We start from the raw sequence: 21,004 nt of genomic DNA, 5'->3' as shown, positions 1-21,004 counted from the left end.
CACCATTTGGAAAGCCTGTTAAATCTGGGGCTGGCTGGTGAGGCCAACATCAGGATCTTACAAATAACCGATACTCACCTGTTTGCTGAGAAGCATGAAACGCTGTTAGGCGTGAACACCTGGGAGAGCTATCGGGCGGTGCTGGACGCCATCCGCGCGCAACAGCGCGACTGCGATCTTATTGTCGCGACGGGCGATCTGTCACAGGATCACACGGCTGCGGCCTATCAGCATTTTGCTGACGGCATCGCAAGCTTTGATGCGCCCTGCGTATGGCTGCCGGGAAACCATGATTTCCAGCCCGCCATGTACAGCACGCTTCAGGATGCCGGTATTTCGCCATCAAAACGCGTTTTTGCCGGCGAACACTGGCAAATTCTGCTGCTCGACAGCCAGGTGTTCGGCGTGCCGCACGGTGAACTGAGCGAGTTTCAGCTCGACTGGCTGGAGCGTAAGCTGGCGGATGCGCCGGATCGCCATACGCTGCTGTTGCTGCACCATCATCCGCTGCCGGCGGGCTGCGGCTGGCTGGATCAGCACAGTCTGCGCAATGCGCAGGAGCTGGACAACGTGCTGGTGCGCTTCCCAAAGGTGAAATATCTGTTATGCGGCCATATTCATCAGGAGCAGGATCTGGACTGGAACGGTCGCCGTCTGCTTGCCACGCCGTCAACCTGCGTGCAGTTCAAACCGCACTGTTCTAATTTTACGCTGGATACCGCCGCTCCCGGCTGGCGCTGGCTGGAACTGCGCGCCGACGGCACGCTGCATACGGAAGTGTGCCGCCTGCAAAGCACGCAGTTTCGTCCGGATACCGCTTCAGAAGGTTACTGATGTCTACGCTTCTTTATTTGCATGGCTTTAACAGTTCGCCGCGTTCGGCGAAGGCCACCCAGATGCAACAGTGGCTTGCCGGGCATCATCCGCACATCAATATGGTGGTGCCGCAACTGCCGCCCTATCCTGGCGAGGCCGCTGAACTGCTGGAATCGCTGGTGCTCAGACACGGCGGCGAGCCGCTCGGTATCGTCGGCTCGTCTTTAGGCGGCTATTACGCCACCTGGCTGTCACAATGTTTTATGCTGCCTGCCGTCGTGGTGAACCCGGCGGTGCGGCCCTTTGAATTACTGCGGGATTTTCTGGGGCAGAACGAGAACCCCTACACCGGTCAGCAATATGTGCTAGAGTCTCGCCATATTTACGATCTAAAAGTCATGCAGATTGACCCGCTGGAAGCGTCGGATTTACTCTGGCTGCTACAGCAAACGGGCGATGAAGTTCTGGATTACCGCCAGGCCGTCGCGTATTACGCGTCATGCCGCCAGACAGTTATCGAAGGCGGAAACCATGCCTTTGTGGGCTTTGACGATCATTTCACACAGATTATCGATTTCCTCGGACTGCATTAAGTCTGTCGGGAAACGATGCGATCACTATCTACGAACAAACCATGACGCAATCCTATAACGCTGATGCCATTGAGGTACTGACCGGGCTTGAGCCGGTTCGCCGCCGTCCGGGGATGTATACCGACACCACCCGCCCAAACCATCTGGGCCAGGAAGTTATTGATAACAGCGTGGATGAGGCGCTGGCAGGTCACGCGAAGCGCGTGGATGTCATTCTGCATGCCGATCAGTCGCTGGAAGTTATCGATGATGGCCGCGGCATGCCGGTGGATATTCACCCGGAAGAGGGCGTTCCGGCGGTGGAGTTGATCCTCTGCCGTCTGCACGCGGGCGGTAAATTCTCCAACAAAAACTATCAGTTCTCCGGCGGCCTGCACGGCGTGGGGATCTCCGTCGTTAACGCCCTGTCCCGACGCGTGGAAGTGAACGTGCGTCGCGATGGCAAAATCTACAACATCGCTTTTGAAAACGGCGAGAAGGTTAAAGAGCTGGACGTGATCGGCACCTGCGCGAAACGCAACACCGGTACCAGCGTCCATTTCTGGCCGGATGAAAGCTTCTTCGACAGCCCGCGTTTCTCTGTCTCCCGTCTGACGCACGTGCTGAAAGCCAAGGCAGTGCTCTGCCCTGGCGTGGAAATCACCTTTAAAGATGAAGTGAACGGCAGCGAACAGCGCTGGTGTTATGCCGACGGGCTGAACGACTATCTGGGCGAGGCGGTAAACGGCCTGCCCACGCTACCGGAAAAACCCTTTGTCGGCAGCTTTGCCGGTGACGTAGAAGCGGTGGACTGGGCGCTGCTGTGGCTGCCGGAAGGCGGTGAGCTGCTGACGGAAAGCTACGTCAACCTGATCCCTACCATGCAAGGCGGTACGCACGTTAACGGTCTGCGTCAGGGGCTGCTGGACGCGATGCGTGAATTCTGCGAATACCGCAATATTCTGCCGCGCGGCGTGAAGCTGTCGGCGGAAGATATCTGGGATCGCTGCGCTTACGTCCTGTCGGTCAAGATGCAGGATCCGCAGTTCGCCGGGCAGACCAAAGAGCGCCTCTCTTCACGTCAGTGCGCGGCCTTCGTGTCCGGCGTGGTAAAAGATGCCTTTACGCTCTGGCTGAACCAGAACGTCCAGTCAGCCGAAATGCTGGCGGAAATGGCGATTTCCAGCGCCCAGCGCCGTATGCGCGCCGCCAAGAAAGTGGTGCGTAAAAAGCTGACCAGCGGCCCCGCACTGCCCGGCAAGCTGGCGGACTGTACCGCGCAAGATCTGAACCGTACCGAACTCTTCCTCGTGGAAGGGGACTCGGCGGGCGGCTCGGCGAAACAGGCGCGCGATCGTGAATATCAGGCGATCATGCCGCTTAAGGGTAAAATCCTTAACACCTGGGAAGTCTCCTCCGATGAAGTGCTGGCGTCCCAGGAAGTGCACGACATTTCGGTGGCCATCGGTATCGATCCGGACAGCGAAGATTTAACCCAGCTGCGCTACGGCAAGATCTGTATCCTCGCGGATGCGGATTCCGATGGCCTGCACATCGCTACGCTGCTGTGCGCGCTTTTCGTGAAGCACTTCCGCACGCTGGTGAAGCACGGACACGTCTATGTGGCGCTGCCGCCGCTCTACCGTATCGATCTCGGTAAAGAGGTGTACTACGCGCTGACCGAAGAGGAAAAAGCCGGTGTGCTGGAACAGCTGAAGCGCAAGAAGGGAAAACCGAACGTCCAGCGCTTTAAAGGCCTCGGCGAAATGAACCCGATGCAGCTGCGCGAAACCACGCTTGATCCCAACACGCGCCGTCTGGTGCAGCTGACCATCAGCGATGAAGACGATCAGCGCACGACGGCGATGATGGATATGCTGCTGGCGAAAAAGCGTTCCGAAGATCGCCGTAACTGGTTGCAGGAAAAAGGCGATCTCGCCGAACTTGACGGCTAATCAGCAAATAACAGCGGGGCGAATTATCGCCCCGCTTTTTTTTATGCTTTCGCCAGCCTGAGCTTTATCATCAGATTGCGGGTCTCGTTAATAATATTCTTCTTTAAGCGCAGGAAAGGAAAAACGAACCACAGCCACAGCACATATTTTTTATGGTCCTGCGAACTTAACTTCACCACCGGCGTTTTCAGTCGCGCATACTGACTCTTCTTTATTTGTTTTAACGCCGTTTTATCGACGCTGGTATAAACAAATCCGCACTCCTGATAATTCTCGATATGATAAAACCCCGCGCAGGCGTTTATTCTGGCGATGGCGATTGAAAAGGGAACAGGGCCGGTGGTACGCAGCACGCCCATTCGCCCGATGCCATACACCCAGGGTTTGTAAGACCTTATGCGTGACACCACTTCATCGATCACCCCTTTGATCCACGGCGAACGCGCGCAGACCGTGATGTTCCACTGCTGATACTCACCGTTTTCCAGAAAAGAGAGCTCCGCGTGACGACCTGTCTGTTTCCGCCGCCCGCAGGCCGTGCTTTGCCAGCTGCACAGCAATAGCTGACAGTCGTCAGGGATAACCTCATCCAGCGGTCGCGAGCAGGCGCTTTTGATATCCAGATAGACACCGCCTTCCACGTACAGCATCAGATAACGAAAAAAATCCGCCCGTGCCGCGCCGTATTCAGGGTTGATCATAAGCCAGGTATTCAGCATCTCTTCGCCATAGTGCTGGCGAATAAAATCCTTAATCATGCTGGTGTCATAAAAGTGATAGGTCCAGTGCGGATTATTCTTCTTTAATTTTTCAATAGAAGTAACGATGCTCTCCGGTAATGCATACCAACCTTTTGTGTATATTTGATGAATTTTTTTTGGCACCTTGTTCATAGGCATCCTTCGAAACAGAAAAGTCCGGATCCTGCTATCAAAAAGAAATAAGAAAACGTATCAGCGCTTATTCAGACCATCGTCCTCTGTGAGGAGTTCCGTCTTTCAGCTATTCAGAATGTATATAAAAGTAAAATATACCGGGAAGGAATAAACGATAAGAAAAAGCTTATTTGCCGGACGCTTTCTCTGCGGATTTACCTGAAGGCGAATGATTTTTCCGGTACTGCAACGGGGTTTCACCGATACCCTTCCGGAAGGCGCTGATAAAGTAAGTGACATCGGAAAAACCGACCACCGCCGCCACCTCGCTGACGCTCAGCGGGCTGTGCAAAAGCGCTTCACAGGCTTTGCGCAGGCGGATGGTGTTCAGGTATTGATGCAGATGCTCCCCCGTCTCCACATGAAAGCGGCGGGAGAGATAGCTGCGCGATTTCCCCAGCTCCTGCGCCAGGGTGTCGAGGCTGAATTTCTGCCGGTAGTTCTCCTCCAGCCAGAACATCACCTGCGTCGCCAGACTCTGGCGGTTATCCGACGGCGCGGCGTTATCGTCCGGCAGCATAGTGAACAACGTCAGCAGCAGGCAGGCGACCTGCTCAGCATTCAGCGGGGCGGTGGCGGCAAGGCGGGCATACAGACTGAACAGATTATCAATATGGGCATGCTGGGCAGAAGCATCCACCACCAGCGCCGGGCCGCCGCGCGTCGACAGCTTTTGCAGGCGCTGCTGGTTTTGCGGGAAATCCCGCAGGATCTTGAGCACTGCATGCTGATCGACATGAATGATAGTGCGGCGATAACAGTCCTGCGCCTGCTCGTCGACCATCACCTTATGCAGCGTGAAGGGCGGGAAAATAAACAGCCGCCCCGGTCGCATGGTGTACTGCCGGTTATCGACGATGGCGATGCCGTAGCCCTCCTCGACGTACAGCACTTCCAGACATTGATGCCAGTGATGGTAACGCACCGTATTGGCAAACAAGCGGCTGAACGACACTATGGCATCGTTAAGGGTAATTAACTCCAGACGATCCGACGGCCACCTTTCGGACATGGTGCAATAATTCTCAACTTTTACCGGTCAAAAAGCATTTATAAACCCTTTTTTTAAATTTTCTCAACACCCAGTTCAAAAGAGTTCTGCGGGTGTGACAAAGGTAACATTTCTGGCTGTCGCCCATTCACTATGCTTGTGCCACTTGATTGTGAGAGGCAGAACCATGCTGACGGCGACTACAGAAACCTCAAATACATTGTCTTCCCGCGCGGAGGTGGTTGATGCATTAATGACCATGCTCGGCGCGCTGGATCGGCAGTTTCCCGCAGGAAGCTCAGGCTTTCCATTAGGGGATACCTGCGCCCATTACGGCGCTGATATTGCCATGATGGAGGGATTGTCACGCGCGCTGTGGGGCGTGTTTCCGCTGATGGCGGGGGGCGAACCCGTGCCGTACAGCGATAAATATCTCACGGCGATTAAACAGGGCACCGATCCGCAGAGCGCCGGATACTGGGGCGATACCGGGCCTTACGATCAGCGGCTGGTGGAGATGGCGGCCTACGGGCTGGGGCTTTCGTTATTGCAGGATAAACTGCTGGAAAGCTTCACCGCCCGCGAGCGGGAAAACCTGCATCGCTGGCTGAACCAGATCACTGACGCGCAAATGCCGGACAGCAACTGGAACTATTTCGCCATCATGGTGCAGCTGGGATTCAAACGCGCCGGCCTGCCCTGGGATCGCGCCGCCATTGAGCACCGCTTTGAGCTGATGGAAGCCTATTATCTGGGCGACGGCTGGTACTCTGACGGCCCGGGCCGCCCGAAAGATTATTACATCTCGATGGCGTTCCACTTTTACGGCCTGATCTACGCCACGCTCAACGGCGAAGACGATCCCGCCCGCGCGCAGATCCTGCGCGATCGTGCCGCGCAGTTTGCGCAAGATTTTATTTATATGTCGGCGACCGGAGGCGAGTCGGTGCCCTTTGGTCGCAGCCTGACCTACCGTTTCGCAATGGTGGCATTCTGGAGCGGCGTGGCGTTTGCCGGGCTGGAGGTGTTCTCGCCGGGCGTGGTAAAAGGCATTATTCTGCGCCATCTGCGCTGGTGGCTGAAACAGCCGATTTTTGACCGCGACGGCATTCTGACCCTCGGTTTCGCGTATCCCAACCTCGCTTTCTGCGAAGACTATAACTCACCGGGATCGCCGTACTGGGCGCTGAAAGTCTTCCTCATCCTGGCGCTGCCCGCGGAGCATCCGTTCTGGCTGGCGGAAGAGCAGCCGCTGCCCGCGCTGGACAATAAACGTGTCATTCCCCATGCGCAGCAGATCCTCGTGCACAGCGAGAATTCACAGCATGTGTACATGCTCACCTCCGGGCAACTGGAGCTGAACAATTATGTGAATACCGAAGCCAAATACACCAAATTCGCCTACTCCAGCCGCTTTGGTTTCACCATTGAGCGCGGGCGCTACGGCATTAAGCACGCCGCCTGCGACTCCATGCTGCTGCTCTCGGAAGGGGATAACTACTGGCGTGGCCGCCGCGAGTGCGACGAGGTGGTGGTGCGAGACGATCATATTTTTTCGCGCTGGTCACCCTGGCATAACGTGCAGATCGCCAGCTGGCTTATCCCCTGCGGCGACTGGCATGTGCGCATTCACCACATCAACACCGCCCGCCATTTAAACAGTACCGAAGGGGGCTTCGCGGTGATGAAGGCGGATCCACAACTGCTGGCTGACGGCTGCTTGTTACAGGCCCGTAATGGCACCAGCGCCATCCTGTCTTTACCCGCCGGGGCGTCACGCCAGGCGGACTGCATTATTACGCCGCCGAACAGCAGCGTGATGTTCGCCGAATGTGCCGCTATACCGGTGCTGACGGGCGAGCTGGCACCGGGTGAATACTGGCTGTGTTGCGCGGTTCGCGCAGGCGCGCATCAGGAGGCATTTACCCGCGCCGTTCCGGACGTACAGCGTGATGCCAGCGCCCTTGTGGTGCGTCATCCGCTATCGGGAAACCCAATTACCATCAAAGTATAAATACCGGGCGTCAGCCCGGAATAACACTCAACCTCTGTATCTGCATGCTTTCGTCGAGGATAGTATGGCTAAAATATTAACCACCAACCGGTCTGAATATTACAAGATCAGTAGTTTTATCTTTCTTTATTTCTTTACCTGGTCGGCCAGTATTGGTCTGCTGGCCATCTGGCTTGGACAAAAAGCGAATTTAAGCGGCACCGTTATTGGTACTGTGTTCGCGGTAAACGGCATATTTTCGGTGATCTTAAAACCGATTTACGGCTACATTCTCGATAAAATCGGCATGAGTAAATATTTGCTCTATTTTGTCGTGGCGATGTCGGCATTAATGGCGCCGTTCTTTATTTATGTTTATCAGCCGCTGTTAATGTCCAATACCATGCTGGGCATTATTGTCGGGGCAATCTATTTAAGCTTTGCCTGGTATGCCGGCGTGGCGGCCTGCGAGTCCTATACCGATCGCTACAGCCGCCTGAACGGTATGGAGTTCGGCCAGATCCGCATGTGGGGATCGCTGGGCTGGGCGGTGGCGTCATCCTTCTCCGGCCTGCTGTTTAACCTCTCGCCCGCGTATAACTTTATGCTCGGCAGCGTGGCTTCCATCGTGATGCTGGTGGTGCTGTTCAGCCTGAAAGTGGATACCCGCACGGCACACGCCAGTGAAGTGCTGACCAAAGAAAAAATCGCCCCGGCTGACGTCTATGCACTGCTGAAAAGCCGCAAATTCTGGGCCTTCTGCCTGTACGTGGCGGGCGTGGCCTGGATGATGTTTATCGCCGAGCAGCAGTTCTCCCGCTATTTCGTCACCTTCTTTGATGATGTGCATCAGGGCAACGCCATCTTCGGTTATCTCGGTACCGTTCAGTCCGGCATGGAATTCATCATGTATATGGTGATCCCGCTGTTTGTGAATTACGTTGGTGCGAAGAAAGGATTATTAATCGTCGGATTACTGGTAGGCGCGCGGCTGATTATTTCCGGCGTTTGCGATTCCCATCTGCTTATTTCCGTACTCAAACCGCTGTATGGTCTGGAAATCTGTCTGCTGCTGGTGTCGGTATTTAAATATATCGCCGAGCATTTCGATAAACGCGTTAACGCCACTATGTATCTGCTGGGTTATCAGGCGATGCTGTATGTCGGAAATGTGGTGGTGTCGTCTCCGGCCGGGCTGATGTACGACCGTATCGGCTTCGAGCAGACCTATATCATCATGGGTTCCATTGCCCTGTTCTTTACCCTTGTGTCTGCTTTCACGCTGTCCGCCTGCCAGAGCAAAATGCGCCCGAACGCGCCGCTGGACGTGGCCGGAAATAACGCCTCACGCTAATCCCTGAAGCGGGATGATGTTATCCCGCGGTAGTCAGTCAAAAGGAACCGAAATATGTTAAATAATATCGTTGAAGAACCGTTACGTGCATTCCCGGAGGCGCTGGATCGCCAGGCGTTTAGCGACGAGATGGATTCCGCCCGTAACCATGTTCTGACGCTGATCCGCCGTCATTTAACCGAGTTCGGTGATAAATTTCCCGCAGAAGCGGCGGTGGACGGGCGCTATCCGCTGACGGAAAACGTTGAATGGACCACCAGTTTCTGGACCGGGCAGCTGTGGCTGGCATGGGAAATGAGCGGCGACGCGGTTTTCCGTGAGCTGGCGGAAAAGCACGTCCGCTCGTTCGGCGCGCGTATTGCCGGTCGCCAAGATACCAATACCCACGATCTCGGCTTTCTTTACACGCTCTCCTGCGTGGCGGCATGGCGGCTGACGGGTAACCGCGATGCGCGCGGTTTCTCGCTGCTGGCGGCGGAGGCGCTGCTGGAGCGTTTTCACGTCCGGGCGAAAATTATTCAGGCGTGGGGCGATCTGAAAGATCCGGCACAGGCCGGGCGCATGATCATCGACTGCACCATGAACCTGCCGCTGCTCTACTGGGCGACGGAGCAGACCGGCGATCCGCGCTTTGCCGACGCCGCGAAAGCGCACGTTCAGCAGTCGGCGACTTACCTGATCCGCCCGGATGCCTCCACCTACCACACCTACTATATGGATGTGGAAACCGGCGCGCCGCGCTACGGCAACACCCAGCAGGGCTATGCCGATGATTCGTGCTGGTCGCGCGGTCAGGCGTGGGGAATTTACGGTTTCCTGCTCAGCTATATCTATACCGGCGATCGCGAGATGATCGCGCTTTCCAAACGGCTGGCGAACTATTTCCTCAACCGTCTGCCGGAAGATTATGTCTGCCACTGGGATCTGGCGCTGCTTGGCACCGATGCGCTGCGGGATTCGTCGTCTGCGGCCATTGCCGTGTGCGGATTGCTGGAACTGGTGAAGCACCTGCCGGTGACCGATCCGGATCGCGCACGCTATCAGCAGTGGGCGGAAGGGATCATGTCCTCGCTGACGAAGCATTATCTGGCGGGCAACGACGAGGCGTGCAACGGTCTGCTGAAACACTCCGTCTATCATCTTGCCAGCAATAAAGGCGTTGATGAGTGCAGCAGCTGGGGAGATTATTTCTACGTGGAAGCGTTGATGCGCGTGACGCAAAGCTGGAAGCTGTACTGGTGATTTGTCTTATACCCTCTCCCGACGGGAGAGGGTAATGGGGCATTACACGCCCTGCTCAAGAATACGAATATGGGTTTCCAGCACGTCGCCTTTCACCGCCTCGCTCCACGCCTTCATGTGCGGAGTTTGCAGATGCGCTTCAAGGTGTGCGACGGTTTCCCACAGTTCCACCATCATAATGGAATCCGGGTTGGTGCTCTGGAAGCTCACGCCGGCAGCGTGATCCACCATCGGCGCATAGCCGTGGCAGCCTTCTTCTTTCAGTACGGTCGGGATAATCTTCGCGAATTCGTCGAGCACCGCCTGGCGATGGTGTTGGCCCGGGCGGGTACGAATCTCAGCAATCACTGTTAACATGGTTTAACTCCTTCTAAATTCCATCTCACAGTTAAGCAAAAATTTCCGCAAGATGCTTGCGATATTCTGCAATATAGCGCGGCACGTCCGGCATTTTGATCACGTCGTTGGTGATAAAGGTCGGCAGCGGATCGAGGCCCAGGAACTGATTCGCTTTGTGGAACGGCAGGTAAACGCCGTCAACGCCAACGCCATGGAAGAACTGCTCTTTATCGGTGAAAGCTTCCAGCGGCGCGTTCCAGGTCAGCGACAGCATATAAGTTTTACCCTGCAACAGACCGCCGGAACCGTATTTCTTCGCGCCGTCAGAGCGGGTACGGCCATCGCTGGCGTACAGGGAACCGTGGCCTTCAGTGAACACATCGTCCATATATTTTTTCACCGTCCAGGGCGCGCCCATCCACCAGCCTGGCATCTGCCAGATGATGGTGTCGGCCCACAGGAAGTTCTGCACTTCGGCTTTGATGTCGTAATCGCTGTCGGCACGCACGACGCGGACATCATGTCCGGCGTCACGCAGAAAACCCTGCGCGACCTCGGTCAGGGTGTCATTCAGCTGGCCTTTGGAGTGGGCGAACTCTTTCGCGCCGTTAACAATCAGAATGTTGCTCATTATTTATCCTCGAATAATTGCGTTTGACGACAATCTTACCCGCAACGACGGGACGGTAAAATGAGCAAAATGTGCAAAGTCTTTTGCTGCTGGCGCAATAATCTTTACCAGCTGATGTCGACGGCGAAACCAGTTGGCGTCATCTGCCGGAAGTGCACTGTCATCTGATGTAGCGCCGCGATGCGCCGAACAATGGACAACCCCAGCCCGCTGCCGGTTTCTTCCTGACCTGGCGGGCGATAAAAACGCTCGCCGATACGCGCCAGCGCCTGCGCGCTGACGCCGGGGCCGTTATCCCGTACGCAAAAACCGCGCGCCTTCAGCACCACATCCACCCGGGATCCCGGTGGACAGTAGCGGATGGCATTCTCCAGCAGATTGCGCACCAGCAGTTGCAGCAACAATTGATGCCCGCAAAAGGTGACGTTGTCGGCGCGCGTCTCCAGCCGCAGATCGATGCCCGCCCGCTGCGCGCCAGACCACGCTTCCATAATGGCGCTTTGCAGCAGATCCGCCATCGGGATCGGCTCCGGCTCCTCCAGCCCGTTCAGCGAGTCAAGGCGCGAGAGGGTAAGCAATTGCTCCACCAGCCGTGACGCGCGGTCGATCCCCTGACGCAGATTGGTCAGCGCATGATCCAGCGACGCCGGATCGTCCTGTGAAAGCTGCGCCACGTCGGTCTGCACCTTCAGCGCCGCCAGCGGACTGCGTAATTCGTGGGCGGCGTCAGAGGTAAAGCGGCGTTCACGGGACATAAATTCATGAATACGTGTGAACAGCTGGTTCAGCTCATCCACCATCGGGCGCACTTCCTGCGGCGTGCCGTCCACCGGCAGCGGGGTTGTGGCGTCCGGCTTACGCTGATGCAGCAACCGGGCGATGCGCCGCAGCGGCGACAGCTCGCGGCTGACCAGCCACACCAGAAACAGCAGCATCACCGGTAGCGCCACCAGCCAGGGCGTCAGCTGCGACATGACGATTTCCAGCGCCAGATCCTCGCGGTACTCTTTTTCCTGCCCGACGGCGATGCGTCGTTCGCCGTCTTCGGTGGTCAGCCACAGCACGCGCCAGTCGTCGCCATCCACACGCGTATCCTGAAAACCGTCCTGCCGGTAGTCGTAATCCAGTTCGGTACCGTTATCGCCGTCGTTCAGCAGTCGCTTGCCGTCGCGGGAGAAAATAGCAAACGCCAGCACATCGTCATCGAGTCTGCCGTGATGATGGCGCACCAGCTTTTTACTTTCCGGCAGCGTCTGCGCCGGGCGCATATCGGCGGGATCAAGCACGCTCAGGCGTTTTGCCAGCAGCATTTGCTGGGTATCAAACAGCTTATCCAGCGAATGCCGCGTTTCATGCCATGCTGCCAGGCAGGCGCAGCCCCAGGCAACGATCGCCAGCACCATAAATCCGGTGGTAAGCCTTAAGCGCAGGCTGTGGGTCAGGGTCTTAATCATGCGTCTCCCAGTGAATAGCCAATGCCATGCACGGTGCGGATAAAACGGCTGCCCAGCTTGCGGCGCAGATGGTGAATATGCACATCCAGCGCACCGCGGGAGACGTCATCGTCCCAGTTATAAAGTTTTTCTTCGATAAGCGAGCGGGGCAGAACGCGCCCCGGATTGCGCATAAACAGCGCCAGCAGGGCGAACTCTTTCGGCTGCAACACCAGCGGTTCGCCCGCCAGCGTGGCGGTGAGCTTAAGCGGATCGAGCGTCACCTCGCCGTGGGATAACGTGGCCTCCACGCCGCCATGATGCCGGCGGGTTAAGGCTTCAAGACGGGCGGCAACTTCAATGAGCGCAAAGGGTTTGCAGAGATAGTCGTCTGCCCCCAGCCGCAACCCTTCCACCCGCTGCTCCAGCGCATCCCGGGCGGTAAGGATCAGCACCGGATGCTGATGTCCGGCGCGTCGCCACGCTTTAAGGATGTCGAGTCCGTCCATGCCCGGCAGGCTGAGATCGAGCACCACGGCGTCGTAGGGCGCCTGATCCAGCGCCTGCATACCCTGCCTGCCATCGGTAAACCAGTCGGGCGTCATCCCCAGTTTGCTCAGACCCGCTTTCAGCCCGTCCCCGATCAGCCTGTCATCCTCAATCAGCAATATGCGCATACCGTCTCCTCCATGGTTCCTGCTGGCAGTTAATACCCGCTGGCTGCGGGCTTGTACAGGGAAAATCGCCGGTAAGTTAACCCTTCCGGCATTATCGACAGAAAAAGCAGAAAAAATGTTGGCTGTTAAGAACCCGCTAAGATCTGCGGTGTTAACTGATGCTTAAGGTTACCCATCTACAAGGAGAAGACGTGATGAAAAAGACCGCAGCACTGTTAACTGTCCTGATGTTTGCTTCTGCTCCCGCACTGGCGATGCACACCGGCCTGACGGAGCATGAAACGGGTGAAGCGCGCCATACGGGGCAGGGAAATACCGCCACCGGGAATATCGGCCATGACGGTCATGGTCACTGGGGCGATAACACCACGGCGCCGAAACCACAGCCGAATGCTTCAACCCGGACGCAGCCACAAAGTAACAACAGTTAATTTTTCAGCCAGGCCTGGGTTTGCAGGCCTGTTATAGTTATTTACTGTTAGCCATCCTCAAGGGAGAATCATCATGAAAAACATCGCTATGCTTTTTACCGTGCTGGCCCTGGCCTCTGCTCCGGCGCTTGCCGCCACCCAGGGCGGTTTTCAGGCCTCTGATACCGCAACCCAAACGCAAAACGGCGGCGGCTTTACTGGCCCGTCGGGCACCAAAACCACGGCCGAAAAAGCGAAATCCCTGTCCGATGACGCCTGGGTTACGCTGACGGGTAAAATTGAACAGCGTACCGGCGGCGACAACTATTTGTTCCGTGATGAATCAGGCACCATCGATGTGGAAATTGATGATAAACGCTGGAATGGCCAGACCGTCACCCCGCAGGATACCGTTGAAATTCAGGGGAAAGTCGATAAAGACTGGAACTCCGCTGAAATCGAGGTGAAGAAAATCACCAAAACCAGTAAGTAACTGGCATCGGGCCGGGAAACCGGCCTGCTTTTCATCCCTCATCATCGCCTTTCGATCTCCCCCGACAAAAACCGCCCGGTGCGCTAAAGTTATCGCGCAGCACAATGACTCATTGCCTTATATAAGGTAGTATCTGCGGCATTATCGCCGCCGGAAAGGCGGGCGCACACGTTGAGGAACATCGATTAATGAGCGATATGGCAGAGCGCCTTGCGCTGCATGAATTCACGGAAAACGCCTACTTAAACTATTCCATGTACGTCATCATGGATCGGGCGCTGCCGTTTATTGGTGATGGCCTGAAACCTGTTCAGCGCCGCATCGTGTATGCGATGTCAGAGCTCGGTCTTAACAACAGCGCCAAGTTCAAAAAATCGGCCCGTACCGTAGGTGACGTGCTGGGTAAATATCACCCGCACGGCGACAGCGCCTGCTACGAAGCCATGGTGCTGATGGCGCAGCCGTTCTCTTACCGCTATCCGCTGGTAGACGGTCAGGGCAACTGGGGCGCGCCGGACGATCCGAAATCCTTCGCCGCCATGCGTTATACCGAATCCCGTCTCTCTAAATACGCCGAGCTGCTGCTGGGCGAGCTGGGGCAGGGCACGGTGGAATGGCAGCCGAACTTCGACGGCACCCTGCAGGAGCCGAAAATGCTGCCTGCTCGTCTGCCGAATATTCTGCTGAACGGCACCACCGGCATCGCGGTCGGCATGGCGACGGACATCCCGCCTCATAACCTGCGTGAAGTGGCGAAAGCGGCGATCGCGCTTATCGAACAGCCGAAAACCACGCTGGATGAGCTGCTGGATATTGTGCAGGGGCCGGATTATCCGACCGAAGCGGAAATCATCACCTCGCGGGCGGAAATCCGCAAAATCTACCAGAACGGGCGCGGCTCGGTACGTATGCGCGCGGTCTGGACCAAAGAAGACGGCGCCGTGGTGATCACCGCGCTGCCGCACCAGGTCTCCGGCGCGCGCGTGCTGGAGCAGATCGCCGCCCAGATGCGCAATAAAAAGCTGCCGATGGTCGACGACCTGCGCGATGAATCCGATCACGAAAACCCGACGCGTCTGGTGGTTGTGCCGCGTTCGAACCGCGTGGATATGGATCAGGTGATGAACCACCTGTTCGCCACCACCGATCTGGAAAAAAGTTACCGCATCAACCTGAACATGATCGGGCTGGATGGCCGTCCGTCGGTGAAAAACCTGTTGGAGATCCTCTCCGAGTGGCTGGTCTTCCGCCGCGACACCGTGCGTCGTCGTCTGAATCACCGTCTGGAGAAAGTGCTCAAGCGCCTGCATATCCTCGAAGGTTTGCTGGTGGCGTTCCTCAACATTGATGAAGTGATTGAGATCATCCGTACTGAGGACGAACCGAAGCCAGCGCTGATGTCGAAGTTTGGTATCAGCGAAACCCAGGCCGAGGCGATCCTGGAGCTGAAATTACGCCACCTCGCGAAGCTCGAAGAAGTGAAAATCCGCGGCGAACAGGCCGAGCTTGAGAAAGAGCGCGACCAGCTGCAGGGCATTCTCGCCTCCGAGCGCAAAATGAGTAACCTGCTGAAGAAAGAACTGCAGGCGGATGCCGAAGCTTTTGGCGACGATCGCCGCTCGCCGCTGCATGAACGCGAAGAAGCGAAAGCGATGAGCGAGCACGACATGCTGCCGTCTGAGCCGGTGACCATTGTGCTGTCGCAGTCTGGCTGGGTGCGCAGCGCCAAAGGGCACGACATTGACGCGCAGGGCCTGAGCTACAAAGCGGGCGATGGCTGGAAAGCCTCGGTGAAAGGCAAGAGCAACCAGCCGGTGGTGTTTATTGATACCACCGGACGCAGCTACGCCATCGATCCGATCACGCTACCTTCCGCGCGCGGGCAGGGCGAGCCGCTGACCGGTAAGCTGACGCTGCCGCCGGGCGCGTCTGTGGAACATATGGTGATGGCAGGCGAAGAGCAGAAACTGCTGATGGCGTCGGACGCAGGCTACGGCTTCGTCTGCACCTTTAACGATCTCATCGCCCGTAACCGCGCCGGTAAAGCGCTGATCACGCTGCCGGAAAATGCCCGCGTCATGCCGCCGCTGGAAATTACCGACGACAGCGATATGCTGCTGGCAATCACCGCCGCCGGACGCATGCTGATGTTCCCGGTCAGCGATCTGCCGCAGTTGTCAAAAGGCAAAGGTAATAAGATCATCAGCATTCCGTCGGCCGAGGCCGCTAAAGGCGAAGACAGCCTCGCGCACCTCTATCTGCTGCCGCCGCAAAGTACGCTGACCATCCACGTTGGCAAGCGCAAAATCAAACTGCGCCCGGAAGAGTTGCAGAAGGTGCATGGCGAGCGCGGACGTCGCGGCACGCTGATGCGCGGCCTGCAACGCATCGACCGCGTGGAGATTGACTCCCCGCATCGCGCAAGCCCCGGCGACAGCGAAGAGTAATCACGGTATCACCGTCCCCCTTTTCTTACGGGGGACGTCAGTTAAAATTTCCCGAATGGCCGGATGCCCCGGGCATAAGAGGTAGCTATGCTGTTTATTATTCGCTCTATTATTATTGTTGTTTACAGCATTTTGCTGTGTATTTTTGGTTGTATTTACTGTCTGTTCAGCCCACGTAATCCGAAGCACGTCGCCACTTTTGGTCATATGTTTGGCCGCCTGGCGCCTGTGCTTGGCCTGAAGGTGGAAACCCGCCTGCCGCCGAATGCCGCTGAGTTTGGCAACGCTATCTATATCTGTAACCATCAAAATAATTACGATATGGTCACCGCGTCCTGCATCGTGCAGCCGCCGACCGTGACCGTGGGTAAAAAAAGCCTTATCTGGATCCCTTTCTTCGGCCTGCTTTACTGGCTGACCGGCAACCTGTTGATCGACCGCAATAACCGCGCCAAAGCGCACGGTACTATCGCCCAGGTCGTGAAGAACATTCAGAAGCGTAATATTTCAATCTGGATGTTCCCGGAAGGCACCCGCAGCCGTGGCCGTGGTCTGCTGCCGTTTAAGACCGGTGCATTCCATGCGGCTATTGCCGCCGGTGTGCCGGTGATCCCGGTATGCGTCTCCACCACCTCGAATAACATCAGCCTCAACCGCTGGAATAACGGTCATGTGATCGTCGAGATGATGCAACCGGTGGATACCACCAAGTTTGGTAAAGATCAGGTTCGTGAGCTGGCAGTACACTGCCGGGCATTAATGGAAAATAAAATCGCCGCGCTTGACCAGGAAGTTGCCGTGCGCAATGCCGCCGATAAGCGTTAATTTTCCCTCGTATTAAAAGTCAGTTTTACATGGAGCAGATATGTCACTCAGTCGGCGTCAGTTTATTCAGGCATCCGGGGTTGCGCTTTGTGCCGGAGCGGTGCCGCTGAGGGCAAACGCTGCCGGGCAGCAACTGCCGTTGCCCATTCCCCCCTTGCTGGAATCACGCCGCGGCCAGCCGCTGTTTCTGACGCTTCAGCGCACGCACTGGTCCTTTACCCAGGGCACCCGCGCCCAGGTGTGGGGGATTAACGGCCGCTATCTGGGGCCGACGATCCGCGTCTGGAGCGGTGACGACGTGAAGCTGATCTACAGCAACCGCATGACGGAAAACGTCGCCATGACGGTAAGCGGCTTACAGGTGCCCGGCCCGCTGATGGGCGGCCCGGCGCGCATGATGTCACCTAACGCCGACTGGGCGCCGGTGCTGCCGGTGCGCCAGAATGCCGCCACGCTGTGGTATCACGCCAACACCCCCAACCGCACCGCCGAACAGGTCTATAACGGCCTGGCGGGAATGTGGCTGGTGGAGGATGAGATCAGCAAATCCCTGCCGATCCCGAATCATTATGGGGTGGACGACATCCCGGTGATTATTCAGGACAAGCGGCTGGATAACTTTGGCACGCCGGAATACAGCGAGCCGGGCAGCGGCGGCTTTGTGGGCGATACCCTGCTGGCGAACGGCGTGCAGGGGCCGTATGTCGAGGTTTCCCGCGGCTGGGTGCGTCTGCGTCTGCTGAACGCGTCTAACGCGCGCCGTTATCAGTTACAGCTGAGCGACGGTCGCCCGCTGCACGTTATTTCCGGCGACCAGGGCTTTCTGCCTGCGCCGGTGTCGGTGAAGCAGCTGTCGCTGGCGCCGGGCGAGCGCCGGGAGATCCTCGTGGATATGACCAATGGCGATGAAGTGTCGATAACCTGCGGAGAAGCGGCGAGCATTGTCGATCGTATTCGCGGCTTCTTCGAGCCATCGAGCATACTGATCTCCACCCTGGTGCTGACGCTGCGTCCGACCGGGCTGTTGCCGCTGGTGACCGACAGCCTGCCGATGCGTCTGCTGCCGAGCGAACTGCTGACCGGCACGCCGGTGCGCAGCCGTGATATCAGCCTCGGCGACGATCCGGGTATCAACGGCCAGCTGTGGGACATTCAGCGGCTGGATATTACCGCCCAGCAGGGCACCTGGGAGCGCTGGACGGTGCGCGCCGACACGCCGCAGGCGTTCCATATTGAAGGTGTCAGCTTCCAGATCCGCAACGTCAACGGCGCCATTCCCTTCCCGGAAGATCGCGGCATGAAAGATACCGTGTGGGTGGATGGTCAGGTAGAGCTGCTGGTGTACTTCGGGCAGCCGTCCTGGCCGCATTTCCCGTTCCAGTATTACAGCCAGACGCTGGAGATGGCGGATCGCGGATCTATCGGGCAGTTGCTGGTGAATCCCGCCCCCTGATTTTTTTCCCCTCACCCTAACGAACGGCCCGGTATTCTCCCTCTCCCCTGGGGAGAGGGCCGGGGTGAGGGGTTAAACAAGGGTGATTTTTAAACAATAAGCCTTCATTCTCTGCGGTATTACAGCGTATAATCCCCGCCCTTCGAATTTGATAACTTTTCCCCGGAAGCATTATGAGCGCTATTTCCCTGATCCAGCCGGATCGCGACCTCTTTTCGTGGCCGCAATACTGGGCGGCCTGCTTTGGCCCCGCACCTTTTTTGCCAATGTCACGGGAGGAGATGGACCAGCTTGGCTGGGACAGCTGCGACATCATTCTGGTTACCGGGGATGCCTATGTCGATCATCCAAGCTTCGGCATGGCGATCTGTGGACGTATGCTGGAAGCGCAGGGCTTCCGCGTGGCGATCATCGCCCAGCCGGACTGGAGCAGCAAAGAGGATTTCATGCGTCTGGGCAAGCCGAATCTGTTCTTCGGCGTCACCGCGGGCAACATGGACTCAATGATTAACCGCTATACCGCCGACCGTAAACTGCGCCACGACGACGCCTATACGCCGGATAACGTGGCGGGTAAACGCCCCGACCGCGCGACGCTCGTTTATACCCAGCGCTGTAAAGAAGCCTGGAAAGACGTGCCGGTGATCCTGGGGGGTATCGAAGCCAGCCTGCGCCGTACCGCGCACTATGATTACTGGTCTGATACCGTGCGCCGCTCAGTGCTGGTGGATTCGAAAGCCGACATGCTGATCTTCGGCAACGGCGAGCGCCCGCTGGTGGAAGTGGCGCATCGTCTGGCGCAGGGCGAGCCGGTTGGCAATATCCGCGACGTGCGTAACACGGCGATCATGGTGAAAGAGGCGCTGCCGGGCTGGAGCGGCGTGGATTCCCGCATCATTGACCGGCCAGGCAAAATCGATCCGATCCCGCATCCCTATGGTGAAGATCTGCCATGCGCCGATAACCAACCTGTTGAACCCAAAAAAGCCGAGGCAAAAGCTGTCGTTGTGCAGCCGCCGCGCCCGAAACCCTGGGAAAAAACCTACGTGCTGCTGCCGTCCTTCGAGAAGGTAAAAGCCGATAAAGTGCTCTACGCCCATGCGTCGCGCATTCTGCACCACGAAACAAACCCAGGCTGCGCCCGCGCGCTGATGCAAAAACACGGTGAGCGTTATATCTGGATCAACCCGCCCGCCATTCCGCTCTCTACGGAAGAGATGGACAGCGTCTTTGCGCTGCCGTACCAGCGTATTCCGCATCCGGCCTACGGCACTGCCCGTATCCCGGCCTATGAGATGATCCGCTTTTCCATCAACATTATGCGCGGCTGCTTTGGCGGCTGCTCGTTCTGCTCCATTACCGAGCACGAAGGGCGCATTATTCAGAGCCGCTCTGAAGATTCGATCGTGAACGAGATCGAGGCGATCCGCGACACGGTGCCGGGCTTTACCGGCGTGATCTCCGATCTCGGCGGCCCGACCGCCAACATGTATATGCTGCGCTGCAAGTCACCGCGCGCCGAGCAGACCTGCCGCCGTCTGTCGTGCGTCTATCCTGACATTTGCCAGCATATGGATACCAATCATGAGCCGACGATCAATCTCTATCGCCGCGCCCGCGATCTGAAAGGTATCAAGAAGATCCTGATTGCCTCCGGTGTGCGTTATGACATCGCCGTGGAAGATCCGCGCTACATTAAAGAGCTGGCGACCCATCACGTTGGCGGTTACCTGAAAATCGCCCCGGAGCATACCGAAGAAGGGCCGTTGTCGAAGATGATGAAGCCGGGCATGGGGAGCTATGACCGCTTTAAAGCGTTGTTCGACACCTACTCGAAACAGGCCGGCAAAGAGCAGTATCTGATCCCGTACTTTATCTCCGCGCACCCCGGCACACGCGATGAAGATATGGTGAACCTGGCGCTGTGGCTGAAGCAGCGACGCTTCCGCCTCGATCAGGTACAGAACTTCTATCCGTCGCCGCTCGCCAACTCCACCACCATGTATTACACCGGCAAAAACCCGCTGGGTAAAATTGGCTATAAGAGTGAGGATGTGGTGATCCCGAAAGGGGATAAGCAGCGTCGTCTGCATAAAGCGCTGCTGCGCTATCACGACCCGAAAAACTGGCCGCTGATCCGTCAGGCGCTGGAAGAGATGGGGAAAAAACATCTGATTGGCGGACGCCGCGACTGCCTGGTGCCGTCGCCGACCATTGAAGAGATGCGCGAAGCGAAGCGCCAGAACCGGCATACTCGCCCGGCATTGACCAAACATACGCCGGTGGCGCATCAGCGTCAGACGCCGGTCAGCGCCAGAAAACGCAGTAAGGTTGCCGGGGGGTAAGCCTGTTGCCCGGTGGCGCTTCGCTTACCGGGCCTACAGGCCGTTGCCCGGTGGCGCTCCGCTTACCGGGCCTACAGGCTGTAGGCCGGATAA

General features: G+C 57.3%; 18 protein-coding genes. 12 read left to right on the top strand and 6 right to left on the bottom strand.

Going from position 1 to position 21,004, the window contains the following annotated elements; genetic code table 11:
• The first annotated feature begins 6 nt into the window (after positions 1 to 6).
• From cpdA to parE, 3 genes are read left to right on the top strand one after another with little or no spacing between them, the layout of a single operon-like run.
• Complete coding sequence (cpdA, locus tag BMF08_RS02010; protein WP_072569743.1) at positions 7 to 834, top strand: 3',5'-cyclic-AMP phosphodiesterase; 828 nt, start codon at positions 7 to 9, stop codon at positions 832 to 834.
• Positions 834 to 1,409, top strand: coding sequence for an esterase YqiA (gene yqiA, locus BMF08_RS02005; RefSeq protein ID WP_072569744.1), 576 nt, complete (start codon positions 834 to 836; stop codon positions 1,407 to 1,409). The genes cpdA and yqiA overlap by 1 nt, the downstream gene beginning before the upstream one ends.
• Positions 1,410 to 1,450: 41 nt before the next feature.
• Positions 1,451 to 3,343: a DNA topoisomerase IV subunit B gene (gene parE / locus BMF08_RS02000; protein WP_072569745.1), complete on the top strand. Its 1,893-nt coding sequence runs from the start codon at positions 1,451 to 1,453 to the stop codon at positions 3,341 to 3,343.
• 41 nt (positions 3,344 to 3,384) lie between these two features.
• Here the strand turns inward: parE and BMF08_RS01995 are convergent, their stop codons facing one another.
• Positions 3,385 to 4,236 carry a glycosyltransferase family 32 protein gene (locus tag BMF08_RS01995; RefSeq protein ID WP_072569746.1) on the bottom strand — a complete coding sequence of 284 codons (852 nt, stop codon included), beginning with the start codon at positions 4,234 to 4,236 and terminating at the stop codon, positions 3,385 to 3,387.
• A 169-nt stretch (positions 4,237 to 4,405) separates the two neighbouring features.
• The gene (locus tag BMF08_RS01990) at positions 4,406 to 5,290 is read right to left on the bottom strand and encodes a helix-turn-helix transcriptional regulator (RefSeq protein ID WP_072569747.1); all 885 of its coding nucleotides are present in this window, start codon (positions 5,288 to 5,290) and stop codon (positions 4,406 to 4,408) included.
• A 166-nt stretch (positions 5,291 to 5,456) separates the two neighbouring features.
• Between BMF08_RS01990 and BMF08_RS01985 the strand changes: the two genes are divergently transcribed.
• From BMF08_RS01985 to BMF08_RS01975, 3 genes are all read left to right on the top strand, one after another.
• Positions 5,457 to 7,283 carry a DUF2264 domain-containing protein gene (locus BMF08_RS01985; protein ID WP_072569748.1) on the top strand — a complete coding sequence of 609 codons (1,827 nt, stop codon included), beginning with the start codon at positions 5,457 to 5,459 and terminating at the stop codon, positions 7,281 to 7,283.
• A gap of 64 nt (positions 7,284 to 7,347) precedes the next feature.
• Positions 7,348 to 8,616 carry an oligosaccharide MFS transporter gene (locus BMF08_RS01980; protein ID WP_072569749.1) on the top strand — a complete coding sequence of 423 codons (1,269 nt, stop codon included), beginning with the start codon at positions 7,348 to 7,350 and terminating at the stop codon, positions 8,614 to 8,616.
• Between the two features lie 54 nt (positions 8,617 to 8,670).
• Complete coding sequence (locus BMF08_RS01975) at positions 8,671 to 9,858, top strand: glycoside hydrolase family 88 protein (protein ID WP_072569750.1); 1,188 nt, start codon at positions 8,671 to 8,673, stop codon at positions 9,856 to 9,858.
• Positions 9,859 to 9,900: 42 nt separating this feature from the next.
• Here BMF08_RS01975 and BMF08_RS01970 read toward each other — a convergent pair whose 3' ends face one another.
• From BMF08_RS01970 to qseB, 4 genes are all read right to left on the bottom strand, one after another.
• Positions 9,901 to 10,215 (bottom strand): putative quinol monooxygenase, encoded by a 315-nt coding sequence (locus BMF08_RS01970; protein WP_072569751.1) that lies wholly within the window; start codon positions 10,213 to 10,215, stop codon positions 9,901 to 9,903.
• Between the two features lie 31 nt (positions 10,216 to 10,246).
• Positions 10,247 to 10,828: an NAD(P)H-dependent oxidoreductase gene (locus BMF08_RS01965; protein ID WP_072569752.1), complete on the bottom strand. Its 582-nt coding sequence runs from the start codon at positions 10,826 to 10,828 to the stop codon at positions 10,247 to 10,249.
• Between the two features lie 104 nt (positions 10,829 to 10,932).
• The gene (gene qseC / locus BMF08_RS01960) at positions 10,933 to 12,282 is read right to left on the bottom strand and encodes a quorum sensing histidine kinase QseC (RefSeq protein ID WP_072569753.1); all 1,350 of its coding nucleotides are present in this window, start codon (positions 12,280 to 12,282) and stop codon (positions 10,933 to 10,935) included.
• Positions 12,279 to 12,938 carry a quorum sensing response regulator transcription factor QseB gene (gene qseB, locus BMF08_RS01955; protein ID WP_072569754.1) on the bottom strand — a complete coding sequence of 220 codons (660 nt, stop codon included), beginning with the start codon at positions 12,936 to 12,938 and terminating at the stop codon, positions 12,279 to 12,281. Before qseB ends, qseC begins: the two co-directional genes overlap by 4 nt.
• Before the next feature lie 194 nt (positions 12,939 to 13,132).
• Between qseB and BMF08_RS01950 the strand changes: the two genes are divergently transcribed.
• From BMF08_RS01950 to BMF08_RS01925, 6 genes are all read left to right on the top strand, one after another.
• A complete protein-coding gene (locus BMF08_RS01950; RefSeq protein ID WP_072569755.1) occupies positions 13,133 to 13,369 on the top strand; it encodes a hypothetical protein in 237 nt (78 codons plus the stop codon).
• A gap of 73 nt (positions 13,370 to 13,442) precedes the next feature.
• On the top strand, positions 13,443 to 13,841 hold the full coding sequence (locus BMF08_RS01945) for a YgiW/YdeI family stress tolerance OB fold protein (RefSeq protein ID WP_072569756.1): 399 nt from the start codon (positions 13,443 to 13,445) through the stop codon (positions 13,839 to 13,841).
• Between the two features lie 188 nt (positions 13,842 to 14,029).
• Positions 14,030 to 16,288 (top strand): DNA topoisomerase IV subunit A, encoded by a 2,259-nt coding sequence (gene parC / locus BMF08_RS01940; RefSeq protein WP_072569757.1) that lies wholly within the window; start codon positions 14,030 to 14,032, stop codon positions 16,286 to 16,288.
• An 87-nt stretch (positions 16,289 to 16,375) separates the two neighbouring features.
• Positions 16,376 to 17,113, top strand: coding sequence for a 1-acylglycerol-3-phosphate O-acyltransferase (locus tag BMF08_RS01935; RefSeq protein WP_072569758.1), 738 nt, complete (start codon positions 16,376 to 16,378; stop codon positions 17,111 to 17,113).
• Positions 17,114 to 17,153: 40 nt separating this feature from the next.
• Positions 17,154 to 18,566: a cell division protein FtsP gene (gene ftsP / locus BMF08_RS01930; RefSeq protein WP_072569759.1), complete on the top strand. Its 1,413-nt coding sequence runs from the start codon at positions 17,154 to 17,156 to the stop codon at positions 18,564 to 18,566.
• A 173-nt stretch (positions 18,567 to 18,739) separates the two neighbouring features.
• Positions 18,740 to 20,911, top strand: coding sequence for a YgiQ family radical SAM protein (locus BMF08_RS01925; protein WP_072569760.1), 2,172 nt, complete (start codon positions 18,740 to 18,742; stop codon positions 20,909 to 20,911).
• Positions 20,912 to 21,004 lie beyond the last annotated feature (93 nt).

This window comes from Enterobacter sp. SA187 (assembly GCF_001888805.2).
GTDB lineage: Bacteria > Pseudomonadota > Gammaproteobacteria > Enterobacterales > Enterobacteriaceae > Enterobacter_D.
Note: the sequence above shows the minus strand (reverse complement) of the source record. Positions and strands in the feature narration are given on the sequence as shown.

What these genes read in the sequence shown, in the direction of transcription:
- BMF08_RS01975 (WP_072569750.1), top strand. Translation starts at nt 8,671, where the DNA reads ATGTTAAATAATATCGTTGAAGAACCGTTACGTGCATTCCCGGAGGCG.
- BMF08_RS01995 (WP_072569746.1), bottom strand. Translation starts at nt 4,236, where the DNA reads ATGAACAAGGTGCCAAAAAAAATTCATCAAATATACACAAAAGGTTGG.
- BMF08_RS01925 (WP_072569760.1), top strand. Translation starts at nt 18,740, where the DNA reads ATGAGCGCTATTTCCCTGATCCAGCCGGATCGCGACCTCTTTTCGTGG.
- BMF08_RS01985 (WP_072569748.1), top strand. Translation starts at nt 5,457, where the DNA reads ATGCTGACGGCGACTACAGAAACCTCAAATACATTGTCTTCCCGCGCG.
- BMF08_RS01950 (WP_072569755.1), top strand. Translation starts at nt 13,133, where the DNA reads ATGAAAAAGACCGCAGCACTGTTAACTGTCCTGATGTTTGCTTCTGCT.
- BMF08_RS01945 (WP_072569756.1), top strand. Translation starts at nt 13,443, where the DNA reads ATGAAAAACATCGCTATGCTTTTTACCGTGCTGGCCCTGGCCTCTGCT.
- yqiA (WP_072569744.1), top strand. Translation starts at nt 834, where the DNA reads ATGTCTACGCTTCTTTATTTGCATGGCTTTAACAGTTCGCCGCGTTCG.
- ftsP (WP_072569759.1), top strand. Translation starts at nt 17,154, where the DNA reads ATGTCACTCAGTCGGCGTCAGTTTATTCAGGCATCCGGGGTTGCGCTT.
- BMF08_RS01965 (WP_072569752.1), bottom strand. Translation starts at nt 10,828, where the DNA reads ATGAGCAACATTCTGATTGTTAACGGCGCGAAAGAGTTCGCCCACTCC.
- parC (WP_072569757.1), top strand. Translation starts at nt 14,030, where the DNA reads ATGAGCGATATGGCAGAGCGCCTTGCGCTGCATGAATTCACGGAAAAC.
- BMF08_RS01980 (WP_072569749.1), top strand. Translation starts at nt 7,348, where the DNA reads ATGGCTAAAATATTAACCACCAACCGGTCTGAATATTACAAGATCAGT.
- BMF08_RS01990 (WP_072569747.1), bottom strand. Translation starts at nt 5,290, where the DNA reads ATGTCCGAAAGGTGGCCGTCGGATCGTCTGGAGTTAATTACCCTTAAC.
- qseC (WP_072569753.1), bottom strand. Translation starts at nt 12,282, where the DNA reads ATGATTAAGACCCTGACCCACAGCCTGCGCTTAAGGCTTACCACCGGA.
- parE (WP_072569745.1), top strand. Translation starts at nt 1,451, where the DNA reads ATGACGCAATCCTATAACGCTGATGCCATTGAGGTACTGACCGGGCTT.
- BMF08_RS01970 (WP_072569751.1), bottom strand. Translation starts at nt 10,215, where the DNA reads ATGTTAACAGTGATTGCTGAGATTCGTACCCGCCCGGGCCAACACCAT.
- qseB (WP_072569754.1), bottom strand. Translation starts at nt 12,938, where the DNA reads ATGCGCATATTGCTGATTGAGGATGACAGGCTGATCGGGGACGGGCTG.
- BMF08_RS01935 (WP_072569758.1), top strand. Translation starts at nt 16,376, where the DNA reads ATGCTGTTTATTATTCGCTCTATTATTATTGTTGTTTACAGCATTTTG.